The sequence below is a fragment of the Streptomyces sp. cg36 genome (assembly GCF_041080675.1).
Taxonomy (GTDB): domain Bacteria; phylum Actinomycetota; class Actinomycetes; order Streptomycetales; family Streptomycetaceae; genus Streptomyces.
This window is the reverse complement of record NZ_CP163520.1, coordinates 2,705,955-2,719,664: the sequence shown is the minus strand read 5'-3', so window position 1 is coordinate 2,719,664 and position 13,710 is coordinate 2,705,955. Positions and strand designations below refer to the sequence as shown.

Below are 13,710 nucleotides of genomic sequence, written 5' to 3'. Positions count from 1 at the left end.
GCCCCGGGGACGGGGGCGGGGCGGGCCTGGAGCGGAGAGAATCAGACGCCGCCGTTGATCTTGGCTTCCTTGACGGCGCCGGCCTCGACGCCCCACTTCGCGATGACCTTGTCGTAGTCGCCGCTCTTGATGATCGCGTCCAACGCCTCCTTGAGGGCGTCACGCAGCTGGGTGTTGTCCTTGGAGACGGCGATGCCGTACGGAGCGGCCTCGACCTGCTCGCCGACGATCTGGAAGTCGTTGCCGCCGCCGGAGGTCTTCACCGCGTACGCGGCCACCGGGAAGTCCGAGGAGCCCGCGTCGGCGCCGCCGGAGCGCAGCCGGGTCTGGGCCTGCTGGTCCGTGTCGAACGCCTCGATCGAGATCTTGCCCTTGTCGCCGCACTTCTCGGACTGCTTCTTGGCGAGGTCCTCGGAGACCGTGCCGCGCTGCACCACGATCTTCTTGCCGCAGAGGTCGTCCCAGGTCTTGATGTTCTGGTCCTTCCCCTTCGCAGTGTAGATCGACACGCCCGCGGTGAAGTAGTCCACGAAGTCGGCGCCCTCGCCGACCTTCTTCTTGGTCTCCGAGTCCACGCCGTTCTGGCGGTCCTTGGTGTCCGTCATGGCCGACATGGCCATGTCGTAGCGCTTGGCGCGCAGACCGGTCACCAGGGTGTCGAAGGTGCCGTTCTCGAACTCGAACTTCACGCCCAACTGCTTGCCCAGGGCATCGGCGATGTCCGGGTCCATGCCGGCGGTCTTGCCGTCCTTGTCCTTGAACTCGACCGGTGCGTACGCGATGTCCGAACCGACCTTGATGACGCCCTTGTCCTGGATCGCCTTGGGCAGCTTGGAGAAGAGCGGGCCCTTGCCGGAGGAGCTGGCGGACGAGGAGCTGTTGTTGTCCTTGCTCTTCGTCTGGTCTCCGCATCCGGTCAGCAGCAGGGCTCCGGCGACCGCGATCGCGCCGACCGCGACAATCTTGGACGAGGCGGCGGTCGAGCGACGGGTGGTGCTTGCGGTCATGGTCGGGTTCCTCCGGCGGGTGATGGAGTGGCCATTGAGTACACAGCTGGCCGTGGCGCTCTTCCTTGGGTGACACGACCGTGTTGTGTCGGCATCTTGCCATTCGGACCAGCGGATTCAGGGGGCCGCGCATGTCAAAATCGGATAACGGGTCACCCCCGAACCCGAACGGACCGGTAACTCCGGGCCGGACCTTGTGCGGGCAGTGCCTTTCCGGACCGGAAGATCTGCGGTTCATCTCGCGTTGTGGACATGTTTCATGCCGCATAGCTCACTTGTCCCGACATGCCGCTTGAGTCGTGTCACTGCACTGTTCCGCAGTCGAAATGGACTACTCGGCGGACGCCTCCGTCCGGTAAGAAGGATCCTTACACCCCTCATCCGGGGCTCAGGGCGCGTTGTGCGGCGCGCCCGCGCGTACGTACCTCCTCCTCGCGGGGCGGGCCAACCGCTCTCCGCGGGGAACGTGCGTGGTGCCCACCCACCCCTCCTCAACAAGGAGTGGCCACCCTCAACTGATGAAGACTTAAGGGGTCAACACCATGGCAGCGGAGATCGTCAATCCTCGCAGCGACAGCAGTACCGAAGGTGCCTCCGCGGAGGACCCCTTCGATCCGGCCTTCGCCCTCCACCGGGGCGGCAAGATGGCCGTGCAGGCAACCGTGCCCATCCGCGACAAGGACGACCTGTCCCTCGCGTACACCCCGGGCGTGGCGAAGGTGTGCAGCGCCATCGCCGAGAACCCGGAGCTGGTCCACGACTACACCTGGAAGTCCCAGGTCGTCGCCGTGGTCACGGACGGTACCGCCGTGCTCGGGCTCGGTGACATCGGCCCGGAGGCGTCCCTCCCCGTGATGGAGGGCAAGGCCATCCTCTTCAAGCAGTTCGGCGGGGTCGACGCGGTGCCCATCGCGCTCGCCACCACCGACACCGACGAGATCATCGAGACGGTCGTGCGGCTGGCGCCGTCCTTCGGCGGGGTGAACCTGGAGGACATCTCCGCCCCCCGCTGCTTCGAGATCGAGCGGCGGCTCCAGGAAGCCCTGGACATCCCGGTCTTCCACGACGACCAGCACGGCACCGCCGTGGTCACCCTGGCGGCCCTGCGCAACGCGGCGAAGCTCACCGGCCGCACGCTCGGGGAGCTGCGGGGCGTGATCTCGGGGGCGGGCGCGGCCGGTGTGGCCATCGCCAAGTTCCTGCTGGAGGCGGGGCTGGGTGACGTCGCCGTCACCGACCGCAAGGGCATCGTCAGCCGGGACCGCCAGGACCTGACCGACGTCAAGCGCGAGCTCGCGGAGATCACCAACAAGGCGGGGCTCTCCGGGTCCCTGGAGACCGCGCTGGCCGGTGCGGACGTCTTCATCGGCGTCTCCGGCGGTACGGTCCCGGAGGCCGCGGTGGCCTCGATGGCGCCCGGCGCCTTCGTGTTCGCCATGGCCAACCCGAACCCCGAGGTGCACCCGGACGTCGCGCACAAGTACGCGTCGGTGGTCGCCACGGGCCGGTCGGACTTCCCGAACCAGATCAACAACGTGCTGGCCTTCCCGGGGATCTTCGCGGGTGCCCTCCAGGTCCGGGCCTCCCGGATCACCGAGGGGATGAAGATCGCGGCGGCGAACGCGCTGGCGGATGTCGTCGGTGACGATCTGGCCGCGGACTATGTGATTCCGTCGCCGTTCGACGAGCGGGTCGCCCCGGCGGTGACCGCGGCGGTGGCCGCGGCGGCCCGGGCGGAGGGCGTGGCCCGCCGCTGACCCCGTGCTGCGCGGCCGGACCCCGTGTGGGGCCCGGCCGCACCCCGGGGCCGGTACGGCCGCTCGTCCGTGGCCTGCGGGCCGTGTGGGGCCGCTCGCGCCGTTCCCCGCGCCCCTGGGGGACCCGTGTTCGTCTGTGGGCCGTGGTGGGTTGCTCGCGCCTTCGCGGTCGCGTAGGTGCGGCGTGTCACACCGGGGGGTGGTTCCGGGTGGGGCGGGGGCGTGTCTATCGTCTGGGGCATGTACGCCGCCTACGCCGCCCGCATCGACCGCGACCAGCCGCTCTCCGGACTGGAGTTGGGGGAGCGGCCGGCCCCCGAGGTACGTCCGGGCTGGTCCCTCATCGACGTACGGGCGGCCTCGCTCAACCACCACGACCTGTGGTCCCTGCGCGGCGTCGGGCTCGGTGAGGACAAGCTGCCGATGATCCTGGGCTGCGACGCGGCCGGGGTCGACCAGGACGGCAACGAGGTCGTCCTGCACTCGGTGATCGGCCAGAGCGGCCACGGCGTGGGCCCCCGCGAGGGCCGTTCCATCCTCACCGAGAAGTACCAGGGCACCTTCGCCGAGCAGGTCGCGGTGCCGACCTGGAACGTGCTGCCCAAGCCCAAGGAGCTCAGCTTCGCCGAGGCGGCCTGTCTGCCGACCGCGTGGCTCACCGCGTACCGGATGCTCTTCACCAACGCGGGCGTACGGCCCGGCGACTCCGTTCTCGTCCAGGGTGCGGGCGGCGGTGTCGCGACCGCCGCGATCGTCCTGGCCAAGGCCGCCGGCCTGCGGGTCTTCGCCACCAGCCGCGACGAGTCCAAGCGCGCGCGGGCGGTGGAGCTGGGCGCCCTGGAGGCGTACGAGCCGGGCGCGCGGCTGCCGGAGCGGGTGGACGCCGTGATCGAGACCGTCGGCGCCGCCACCTGGTCGCACTCGGTCAAGTCCCTCAAGCCCGGCGGCACCCTGGTCATCTCGGGCGCCACCAGCGGCGACCGCCCCGCGCACGCGGAACTCACCCGGATCTTCTTCCTGGAGCTGAAGGTCGTCGGCTCGACCATGGGCACCAAGGAGGAGCTGGAGGACCTGCTGGCGTTCTGCGCGGCCACCGGTGTACGGCCGGTGATCGACGAGCTGCTCCCGCTCGACCGGGCCCGCGAGGGCTTCGCGAGGATCGAGTCCGGGGACGTCTTCGGGAAGATCGTGCTGACGACCTCTTGATGGTTCGTCAGAAACCCTGATCTGATCTCCGGCACGCCCACTCGACGACGTGCCGGAGGTCTCCCATGCGGACGAGCAAGTTCCTTGCGACGGTGGGCTGTTGTGCCGTGCTGGCGGGCGGTGGTCTGGCGCCCGCCGCCCACGCCCGGGAGGCGGGCGGGATTCCCCGGCTCACCGACGAGCGGGGGCGCACGCTCACCCTGCGCGGCTGGAACGTGGAGGACAAGGTCCACAGCGGCGACCAGGCGCTCTCCGCGATCACCGAGCGGACCTTCCGGGACCTGCGCGCCCACGGCTTCGGCTTCGCCCGGCTGCTGGTCTTCTGGGACGACCTGGAGCCGGTGCCGGGGCAGTACAGCGGGGCGTACCTGGACAAGATCCAGCGGATCCTGGACTGGGCGCACCGCCATGACGTACGGGTGCTGATCGACGCCCACCAGGACGTGTTCGGCCCGGCGTTCGGGCACCGGGGGATACCGGCCTGGGCCACCCGCACGGACGGGCTGCCGTTCATCCCGCACCCGGACGACTGGTTCTCCGAGTACTACGAGCCCGCCGTGCAGAGGGCGTTCACCCATCTGTACGGGGACGCGGACCTGCGGCGGGCGCAGGCGCGGATGTGGCGGGTGCTCGCCGGGCGGTTCGCGCACCACCCGGCCGTCTTCGGGTACGACCTGATCAACGAGCCGATGGGGGAGTTCCGGCCGGGCGAGGACGCGCCGACGGCGGCCCGCCGCATCGAGGCCGAGGAGCTCACCCCGATGTACAACCGCCTGGCGCGGGCGGTGCGTTCGGCCGACCGCGAGCACTGGCTCTTCGTGGAGCCCACCCCGGCCGTGGGCGAGGGCGTGCCGACGGGCCTCGGCCGGATCGAGGACCCCAAGGCGGTGTACGCGCCGCACTTCTACAACACCGCGATGGAGGCGGGCGCCGACTACGACCCCTCGGCCGGGTGGATCGAGGCGTACGAGTCGGCCGTGACCGCGTATCCGAAGAAGTACCGGGTGCCGGTGGTGGTGGGCGAGTGGGGGCCGCTCAACGGCGAACTCCCGCACATGGGCCGGTTCTACGCGGACGCGCTGGCCTCGCTGGCGCGCTACACCTCCGGCTGGGCGGGCTACGTCTGGTGCTACGGCGGCGGCTACTGCGCCGCCGACGCGCGGGGCGAACTGCGGGGCAACAAGAAGCTGATGGCGACGCCGTACGCGCGGGCGGTGGCGGGCCGGGTGCGCACCCAGGCGTACGACCCGGCGACGCGCACCTACCGCCTCGGGTACGTCGCCGACGGCGGCACCACCGCGCTCTCCCTGCCGACCGACGCCCGGCAGTGGCGGATCGCGGTGACGGGCGGGCGGGCGCGGGGCACCGAGGTGCGGGCGGCGGCCGGGGCGGCCGTCACCGTGACGGTCGCGCCCCGGGTCGCGGCCGGCCCTGGTGGACGAGGATGAAGTCCCCGTACGGGTACGAGCCCGGGCGGCCCTCCGTCTCGGCCAGGGCGCGGCGCAGGGTGTGCAGATGCGCGGCGGTCAGCTGCAGCGGCGGCTCGTCGGGCTGGTAGGTGGTGCCCCGGGGGTAGTCCTCGTCCGGGGTGGTGGTCATCTCGATGTGGCAGCCCAGGACGTGGCTGATCGGCCGCCCGGCGCAGAAGTCGATCAGGCGGTCGGCGGTCCGCGCGTACGCCTCGGCGTCGTCGACGTACAGCCTGCCCGGGTACAGCGAGTCGCCCGTCAGCAGCAGGCCGGTGTGCCGGTCGTGGAAGACGACGGCGGCCGGGTGGTGGCCGGGACCCGGTACGAGGTCGAGGACCCGGCCGCCGAGGTCGAGCTCGGCGGTGCGGTGCGGCCAGTCGGCGAAGCCGAAGTGGCGCACCACGTCGTCGAGGCCGGGCGCCACGACCGTGGTGGCGGGCCGGTCCGCGAACTGCGCGTCGGCCGCGATGTGGTCGCCGTGGCCGTGCGTGTGGGCGACCAGCAGCTCGTACCCGGTACGGGGGTGGCGGGCCAGCCACTGCTCGATCAGGGCGTCCACGGTGGCGCGCAGCGGGAAGTGGGCCGGGTCGGGGCTGGCGCCGGTGTCGAGGAGCAGGGCGCGGTCGTTGCCGAAGAGGAGGAAGAGGAAGGGGGCCTCGAAGTGCACGGACATGTTCTGCCGGAGCAGCAGGGTGTGTTCCGTGTACGGGTGGATCTGGATCTCGGGGGCGGGGTCGTGTTTGGGGGAGGGGTGGCCTGCGTGCCAGTGGGTGGGGAGGGTGGGGGTGGGGGTTGGGGGGCCGAGGAAATCGATCATGGGGCCTAGTGTGGCCCCCTGTGGCCCCCTTGGGCGCGGGCTTCGGCTGCGGGGCGGTGGTCGGTTCTCGCGCCGTTCCCCGCGCCCCTTTTCGGCCGGGTCTTTGTCTGCGGGGCGTGGTCGCTCCTCGCGCAGTTCCCCGCGCCCCTTGTGGGCCGGACTTCGGCTGCGGGTTGTGGTCGCTTCTCGCGCGGTTCCCCGCGCCCCTTGTGGGCCGGACTTTGTCTGCGGGGCGTGGTCGCTTCTCGCGCCGTTCCCCGCGCCCCTGGAAACCCGTCTTTGTCTGCGGGCCGTGGTGGGTTGCTCGCGCAGTTCCCCGCGCCCCTGGAAACCGTCTTCGTCTGCGGGGCGTGGTCGGTTCTCGCGCTGTTCCCCGCGCCCCTGAAGAACCTCGTTCGGCTGCGGGGCCTAGGTGTCGTGGGGGGTGCGCAGGAGTGCGCCGATGTGGGCTGCTGCTGTGGACAGGTGGCGGCGGGTTTCGCGGAGTTGGTGGGCTGTCACTCCGTGGTCGCGGGCCGCGTCCCGGATGTCGTCGCGGAAGCGGTCCAGGAGGCGGTCCAGGTCGCGGGCCGGGTCGCCGGTCGCCGGGTCGTCGGCCCAGGCGGGGGGCGTGGGCTCGGTCGCCGTGGTCCCGGTGCGGGTGGCCTCCGGGGCCGGGGCGTCCGGGCGGGGGGTGGCCGGGGGCTCCTTGGGCTGGGGGCGGGTCAGCCGGCCCAGCTCCTTGGTGATCTCCGCAAGGCCCTCCCGTACCCCCGTGGGCCAGTCCCCCCGGGCGAAGTGGTCCTGCACCTGCTCGGCCACCCGCTGCATCTGCTCGCGCGCCCGGTCCTGGGCCTCCTTGGCCTGGCGGCGCGCCTGCTGGGCGTCCTCGCGGGCGCGGCGCGACTCGTCCTTCGCCCGGCGCGCCTGCTCCTTCCACTCCTGCTTGGCCCGCTTGAACTCCTCCTTGGCCTGGTGCCAGGACTCGCCCTCGCCGGTGTGCCCGGCCTTGCCCGCAGGCCCCGTCTGCGCCTCGCGGGCCGCGCGCCGCATGTCCGCGCGCAGATCGCCCGCCGCCCCGCGCACATCGGCGCGGATCTCGGCGGCGAGCTCGGAGACCGAGTCGCGGATCTCCAGCTCCAGGTCGGCCAGTTCGCCGCTGCGGCCCGCGAGTTCGGCGCGGCCCGCGTCGGTGATCGAGTACACCTTCCGGCCGCCCTCGCTGGTGTGGGTGACCAGGCCCTCGGCCTCCAGCTTGGCCAGCCGCGGGTAGACGGTGCCGGCGCTCGGCGCGTACAGGCCCTGGAAGCGCTCCTCCAGCAGGCGGATCACCTCGTACCCGTGGCGCGGGGCCTCGTCGAGCAGCTTGAGGAGGTACAGCCGCAGCCGGCCGTGGGCGAAGACGGGGGGCATGTCAGAGCACCTTCTTGGTGGCGGGGGCGGCCGGGGCCGGGTCCTCGGGGCGCGGGCGGCGCAGCAGCGCGATGGCGCCGGAGACGGTGGTGGCGCGCAGGGTGCCGTTGCCGGCGCCCAGGGTGCCGGTGATCTTCTTGGTGCCCCACTGGCCGCTGACGCGCAGGTCCTCGAAGGCGTTGGAGACCGCGCCGCTGGTGGTGTTGGCCTCCACCCGGGCGTCGGCGGCCGGGTGCTCCAGGCGGATGGCGATCTCGCCGGAGACCGTGGTCAGCCGTACGTCGGTGGGCTTTCCGGTGGGGTCCAGGTCGAGCACCATGTCCCCGCTGACCGACTCGGCCTTCACGGAGGTGGCCGCGCCCTCGACGACGGTCAGGTCGCCGGAGACGGACTGGAAGTGGAGGTCGCCGGTGACGGCCTGGGCCTCCAGGTTGCCGGAGACGGTCTCGGCGTGGATGGAACCGGTCAGGCCCACCAGGGTGGTGTCGCCGGTGACGCCGCGCACGTCGGTGCGCCCCCGGATCCCGGAGACCACGGCCCCGGCGCCGACGACGCCGACCTCGACCGCGCAGGTGGCGGGCACGGTGAGGGAGACGACCGCGCTGCGGCGCCAGCCCTTGCGGTCGAACCACTTGAGGAAGCCCTTCCAGGGCAGGTCCTCGTAGGCGACCGTGAGGGTCGAGCCGTTCCGGGTGACGATCAGCGGCGGGCCGTCCAGGGCGGAGACCTCAAGGCGGGCGGAACCCTCTTCGGTGCCCACGACGTTCACCGTTCCGTTGACGACGCGCACGTTGAGCGCGCCGACCGGGGCGTCGAAGGTGAGTGTGCGCGGCTCCGAGACGTCCCACGTCGACTCTGCCATGGCTGCCCTCCCTGGGCGGATCGTGACGCAACATATCGCGTCTCACTGCTAGACACGATATATCGCGGATCCGGGAAGTCAAGACACGGCGCCACGGTGGCCGCCGCGTCGCCCGTCACCCCGTACCGGCGGGTGGAAAGTGGTGGATTGCCCTAGCGTGGGGAGCGTGTCCAGAGCCTCCACCGCCTCCGGCGCACTGCTCCTGTGCCGCGCCGAACCCGCGGTCGTCCGCCCCGCCGCGCATCTGCTGCGCGAGCGCATGCGGCTGGCCCCGGCGGGCGAGGGGTGGAGCGTGCTCGTCCCCGAGACCAAGCCCTGGGCGAGCGGCGCCGACCCGGTCGACCAGGTCCTCGGCGGCTGGGCGGCGGCCCTCGCCGTGGGCGCGGCCTGGCCCGTCCTCGCGCTCTGGTGGGACGCGGACCGGGCCGGATACGCCCTGGCCGCCGGGTTCCGGCGCACCGTCGGGTACGTGTGGCTGGCCGACGGGACCGCGGCGGGCGAGGGCGAGGCGATGCGGACGTTCGCGGCGCGGCTCGGGCTCGACCCCGTACTCGACCTGGAGCAGCTCGACCGGCTCACCCGGCCCGACCCGGCCGCCGACGCACGGGCCCGGCTGCTCGGGCTCACCGCCGTACTGGCCCGCGCCGGAGTCGCCCTGCCCGTCGGGCTCACCCCGGGCGAGAGCGCCGACCGGCTGCGGTCGGTGGCGGTGGCGCGGGGCGCCGAGACCGTGGAGTGGTCGGGCTGGCGGGACGCGGTCCGCGCCGAGCTCGACGTGGTGGAGGAGGGGCCGCTGGGCCCCTGGCTGCGCGGCCCCCGGGCCCGCGCGCTCGGCGCGGCCCAGCTGGCGCTCGGCCTGCCCCTGGCCGCCTGGGGCCTGGCCCGGCGCAGCGGCGGCTGGACGGTGGCGGGCGCGGTCCTGCTCACCCACGGAGCACTGTCCCTGGCGTACGACCGGGCACGCGAGCGGCCCTAGGACCCGGCGGGTCCCAGGGGCTTCGAGTGGGGGGCGGGCCGGTCGAGCCGGCCGGGCCCGGGGCCGACCGGGCCACTCCACCCGGTGCCGGACCGTCCCGCCCGGGGTGCCCGAGCGGCCCCGGAGTACGACCGGGCCGTCCCGTCCGGGGGCGCCCGGCGCTTCCCGGTCCGGAGCCCGGAACCCGCGGGGAAACCCGGCCGCGCGAGCCGCCCCAGGGGCCGACCGGACCGTCCCGCCCGGGGTGCCCGGTGTCGCCCCGCCGGAGCCCCGGCCTACTCCTCGTCGTCCTCGTCGTCCAGCCGGGCCAGCCACGTGGCCAGGCGCTCGACCGGGACCTCGAAGTCCGGATTCAGGTCGACGAAGGTGCGCAGCTGGTCGGCGAGCCACTCGAAGGTGACCTCCTCCTCGCCGCGCCGCTTCGCCAGCTCCTCGATACCTCGGTCGGTGAAGTACACAACGTGCTCCTGGGAAGGGTGGCGCCCCCGCGCCGCGCGGGCCCGGGGGCATATGTTCCCCTCCAGGGTATCCGGCACCTTCCGGGGGTCCCGCGCAACCGCCGCGCCCATTACCCTCGTCTTCTCAAGTCAGGTGAATATGCGACTGGTTGAGGGGGCGGCCATGGCGCACTTGAGGGAAATCGAGCTGCCGGGCGGAGCCGTGGTACTGGCCCGGATCGGCACCGCCGGGGGGTACGCGGCCGATGACGACGACGTCGGGGTGCTGGACAGCGCCGTGGCCAAGGTGGAGCGGCTGGGCGAGCTGATCGCCGGGGTCGGCCAGGCCGTGCTGGACGCGGCGGCGGCCGTACGGCCCGACGAGGCGCACATCAGCTTCGGGATCGAGCTGTCCGCCAAGGCCGGGGCGGCCGTCGCGATCCTGGCCGACGGGGAGGCCAAGGCGTCCATCCAGGTCACCCTCGGCTGGAAGCGGCCCAAGGCACCGGCCCCGGCGCGCCCGCTGGGGCCCGTGCCGCCACTGCCCGCGAACCCGCCCGCCGGTGCCGGATCCGATGCCTAGCTCTTCGGCGGCCGGCCCCCCGGACCCGTACCTCCACGAACTCACCCGACTGGCCACCGTGCACCTGCTGGCGGCCCGGGGCGGCCCGATGTGGGGCAGCGGCTTCTTCGTCGCCCCCGGCTGGGTGCTCACCTGCGCGCATGTGCTGCGCGCGCGGCTGGCCGGGGACCGCGAGCAGGTCTTCCACGTCGACAGCGACAGCCTGGGCGGCGAGCCGCTGCGGGCCCGGCTGGCGGCCTGGCTGGTCGACGACGACCTGAGCGGCGACGACATCCCCGTCGAGCAGGACCTGGCCCTGGTCAAGCTGCTCGACGAGGACGTGGAGCACGAGTGCGTCTGGCTGAGCGACTGCGCCGAGCCGCCCGGCGTCGGCGCCCACGTCCACGGCTTCCGGCCCGACAACGGCCCGCAGCGCTGGCACACGGGCATCGACATCCGCACCCACGACGGGAGTTACGGGCTGCGGTTCACCGACACCGAGTTCCCCAAGGGCGTCTCCGGCGGACCCGTGCTCGACCCGCACACCGGGGCCGTGGTCGCCGTCATGAAGTCGCGCCGGGTCGAACGCGACGGCGGCCGGGCGATCGCGCTGCCGGTGCTGCGCCGGTTCGGCGAGCTCTACCAGACCGTGATCGCCGAACACGACCAGTGGCACGGCTCGGCGCCCCGCGCCAACGGCTACAACTGGATCGAGCGCCAGCAGGAGTTACCGGCCGCCGGGCTGCACCGCACCGCCGAGCACTGGAGTCCGGTCGACCGGCGCGCGGCGCTGCGGCTGCTCGCCTCGGTGCCCGCGCCCGGCGGGGTGCCACCGGTGGCCAAGCTGGCCCGCAAGGCGCGCGGCGGGATCGCGCCGCCCGGCAGCCTGCCCCAGCCCGTCTCCTGGCGCGACGGCCACGGACTGCTCTACGAGGCGCACCGGCCGATGCCCGCCATCGCCTTCCTGCACTACCTCAAGCTCGTCGTGGAGTACGAGCGCGGGCGCGGCGGCGACCCGGCCGGGCTCGACGCCTGGGTGAGCGAGCGGCTGCGCGGGGTGCCCGCCGTGATGCACACCCTGGTCACCGAGGCGCGGCTGCCCGAAGCGCTGCTGCCGGTGCTGGGGCCCGGCGCGCCCGAGGAGCACATGACCGTACTGCCCTACCCGCGCACCGACGGCGGCGCGGTGGTCACCGTCGAGCTGGAGCCCCTCTCGGACGCGCCCGACCGCTTCTACTGGCGCATCCGGGTCCACGACGGCGACCGCGAGGGCTCCAGACCCGTGGCCGAGGAGTGCCACGGCAACGGGGTGGCGCCCGGCCAGCTGATCAGCAAGCTGCGCCGCGAGCTGGTCACCGCGTTCGAGAGCGTGGACACGGACGACTGCCCGGCGCCCCTGGAAGTCGCCCTGCCCGCCGACCACTTCGACACCGCCGTGCACCGCTGGCTGCTCACCGAGACGGGGCGGCTGTACCGGCCGCCCCACCTCGGGGTGCAGCGCCGGGTGGTGCTGCGCGACCTCGACCGGCGCGGCGGCGTCGACCCGTACTGGCGCGAGCGCTGGGACGGACTGATGGCCGCCGAGGCGCTGCTGGCCGTGCCGCAGCCGCTCGCCGGGAAGGCGCCCCGGGCCCACCACTTCACCGGCATGGCACCCGGCGAGGTGCCGGTGCTGTGCCGGCCCGCCGGGCGAGGGGTGGGCGGCGCGGCCATGCGGATGGCCCTGGACGCCGGCCACGGCCTGGCGCTCTGGCACACCGACGGCCACTCGGAGCACGGCTGCCGGGAGTTCTGCACCGCCCTGCGGGCCGGATTCGCCGAACTGCTCGGGCAGGCGAAGGACCCCACTGAACTCCCGGACCGGCTGCGCCGTATCCGTGAGGACGTCAGCGATTCCAAGGACGCCCAGCACTGGGCGGAGGGTGTGGCGATGCTGTACGACGATCCGGACCGGCCGCTGCCGGACCTCCCTCGGGTGGACGCGCCGTGACGCCGCCCCGCCCCGCGCCCCGCGCGGGAGCCCGGTGCGCCGCCGTGCGCCCGGCGGCGCGCCGCTGTGACGGCTCGTGCGTCGATTCGGCCGGCTCCTGGCGCGATCGCGCATTTCGACGGCGCCCAAGTGGGTACGTTCACACTGGACTTCGGCTCGCGAAGACACGACACGCAAGGACACTTGGCAGCGAAGCGGTGCCCCGCCGACCGTCGACGAGGAGCGAGCGATGGACGACTGGCTGATCTACCGGGGCTTCGGGGAGCCCGATCCGGAGCGGATCGACGCGCTGCCGGACCCGCCGCGCTGGCGCGCCTTCGACGGCGAGCCCCGCCCCTACCGGGTGCCGGAGATCGACATCGCCTCCCGGCGCAGGCTCGGCGAGCGCGTCGCCGAGCTCTCCGCGCACGACGCCGAGACGCTCCAGCTGATCAACGCCGCGCTGTATCTGCGCCGCCCGCTGCTGATCACCGGCGAGCCCGGCTCGGGCAAGTCGACCCTGGCCCACTCCCTCGCGTACGAACTGGGGCTCGGCCGGGTCCTCCAGTGGCCGATCATCAGCCGCACCGAGCTCAAGGACGGGCTCTACACCTACGACGCGATCGGGCGGCTGCACGACGCCCAGCTCGCCGACGGCCAGGCCGAGGACATCGGCCGGTACATCAAGCTCGGGCCGCTCGGCACGGCGCTGCTGCCCGCCGAGCGCCCGCGCGTCCTGCTCATCGACGAGCTCGACAAGAGCGACATCGACCTCCCCAACGACCTGCTGAACGTGCTGGAGGAGGGCGAGTTCTCCCTCCCCGAACTGGAGCGGATCGCCGACCGGCCGGGTCGCGAGGTGGTCGAGGTGCTCACCGACGACGGGTACCGGGTCGAGGTGGCGCACGGCAAGGTGCGCTGCCGCGCCTTCCCCGTGACCATCCTGACCAGCAACGGGGAGCGCGACTTCCCGGCGCCGCTGCTGCGCCGCTGCATCCACCTGCACCTGGAGCCGCCGCGCGAGGAGCGCCTCGCGGCCTTCGTGCAGGCCCACTTCGGACCCGGCGCCGACGAGCGGAACGTGGATCTGCTCTCCCGGTTCACCCGCGACGACGGCGACGGCGAACTGCGCCCCACCGACCAGCTCCTGAACGCCATCTTCCTGACCCAGCAGGTCCGTGACGAGGGGCCGGAGCGGCGCGAGGAGATAGCCGAGCTGCTGCTGCGCCCGCTGGACACCAGGCAGCGGTGACCCG

The 13,710-nt window shown here is 73.2% G+C and carries 12 protein-coding genes; 7 read left to right on the top strand and 5 right to left on the bottom strand.

Annotated elements, in window-relative coordinates; genetic code table 11:
- Window positions 1-41: 41 nt before the first annotated feature.
- Entirely contained in the window at window positions 42-1,007 is a 966-nt protein-coding gene (locus tag AB5J87_RS11925) for an ABC transporter substrate-binding protein (protein ID WP_369376435.1), read from the bottom strand.
- 542 nt (window positions 1,008-1,549) lie between these two features.
- Between AB5J87_RS11925 and AB5J87_RS11920 the strand changes: the two genes are divergently transcribed.
- The 3 genes from AB5J87_RS11920 (at window position 1,550) to AB5J87_RS11910 (ending at window position 5,418) form a co-directional block, all read left to right on the top strand.
- Window positions 1,550-2,764 (top strand): NADP-dependent malic enzyme, encoded by a 1,215-nt coding sequence (locus tag AB5J87_RS11920; RefSeq protein WP_369376433.1) that lies wholly within the window; start codon window positions 1,550-1,552, stop codon window positions 2,762-2,764.
- A 240-nt stretch (window positions 2,765-3,004) separates the two neighbouring features.
- Entirely contained in the window at window positions 3,005-3,970 is a 966-nt protein-coding gene (locus tag AB5J87_RS11915) for a zinc-binding dehydrogenase (protein ID WP_369383483.1), read from the top strand.
- 65 nt (window positions 3,971-4,035) lie between these two features.
- A complete protein-coding gene (locus AB5J87_RS11910; protein WP_369376432.1) occupies window positions 4,036-5,418 on the top strand; it encodes a cellulase family glycosylhydrolase in 1,383 nt (460 codons plus the stop codon).
- Here AB5J87_RS11910 and AB5J87_RS11905 read toward each other — a convergent pair.
- The 3 genes from AB5J87_RS11905 to AB5J87_RS11895 all read right to left on the bottom strand — a co-directional run bounded on the left by AB5J87_RS11905 (window position 5,366) and on the right by AB5J87_RS11895 (window position 8,510).
- Complete coding sequence (locus tag AB5J87_RS11905; protein WP_369376431.1) at window positions 5,366-6,256, bottom strand: MBL fold metallo-hydrolase; 891 nt, start codon at window positions 6,254-6,256, stop codon at window positions 5,366-5,368. The genes AB5J87_RS11910 and AB5J87_RS11905 overlap by 53 nt on opposite strands.
- Window positions 6,257-6,664: 408 nt before the next feature.
- Window positions 6,665-7,648, bottom strand: coding sequence for a helix-turn-helix transcriptional regulator (locus AB5J87_RS11900; RefSeq protein ID WP_369376430.1), 984 nt, complete (start codon window positions 7,646-7,648; stop codon window positions 6,665-6,667).
- Window position 7,649: 1 nt separating this feature from the next.
- On the bottom strand, window positions 7,650-8,510 hold the full coding sequence (locus AB5J87_RS11895) for a DUF4097 domain-containing protein (protein ID WP_369376429.1): 861 nt from the start codon (window positions 8,508-8,510) through the stop codon (window positions 7,650-7,652).
- A gap of 166 nt (window positions 8,511-8,676) precedes the next feature.
- Between AB5J87_RS11895 and AB5J87_RS11890 the strand changes: the two genes are divergently transcribed.
- Window positions 8,677-9,486 carry a hypothetical protein gene (locus tag AB5J87_RS11890; RefSeq protein WP_369376428.1) on the top strand — a complete coding sequence of 270 codons (810 nt, stop codon included), beginning with the start codon at window positions 8,677-8,679 and terminating at the stop codon, window positions 9,484-9,486.
- Between the two features lie 275 nt (window positions 9,487-9,761).
- Here AB5J87_RS11890 and AB5J87_RS11885 read toward each other — a convergent pair whose 3' ends face one another.
- Window positions 9,762-9,944 (bottom strand): DUF6104 family protein, encoded by a 183-nt coding sequence (locus AB5J87_RS11885; protein ID WP_369376427.1) that lies wholly within the window; start codon window positions 9,942-9,944, stop codon window positions 9,762-9,764.
- A gap of 163 nt (window positions 9,945-10,107) precedes the next feature.
- On the opposite strand from AB5J87_RS11885, the gene AB5J87_RS11880 reads away from it, so the two are divergent.
- From AB5J87_RS11880 to AB5J87_RS11870, 3 genes are all read left to right on the top strand, one after another.
- Complete coding sequence (locus AB5J87_RS11880) at window positions 10,108-10,506, top strand: CU044_2847 family protein (protein WP_369376426.1); 399 nt, start codon at window positions 10,108-10,110, stop codon at window positions 10,504-10,506.
- Entirely contained in the window at window positions 10,499-12,475 is a 1,977-nt protein-coding gene (locus AB5J87_RS11875; RefSeq protein ID WP_369376424.1) for a trypsin-like peptidase domain-containing protein, read from the top strand. Before AB5J87_RS11880 ends, AB5J87_RS11875 begins: the two co-directional genes overlap by 8 nt.
- A gap of 229 nt (window positions 12,476-12,704) precedes the next feature.
- Entirely contained in the window at window positions 12,705-13,706 is a 1,002-nt protein-coding gene (locus AB5J87_RS11870; RefSeq protein WP_369376422.1) for an AAA family ATPase, read from the top strand.
- The last annotated feature ends 4 nt before the right edge of the window (window positions 13,707-13,710 follow it).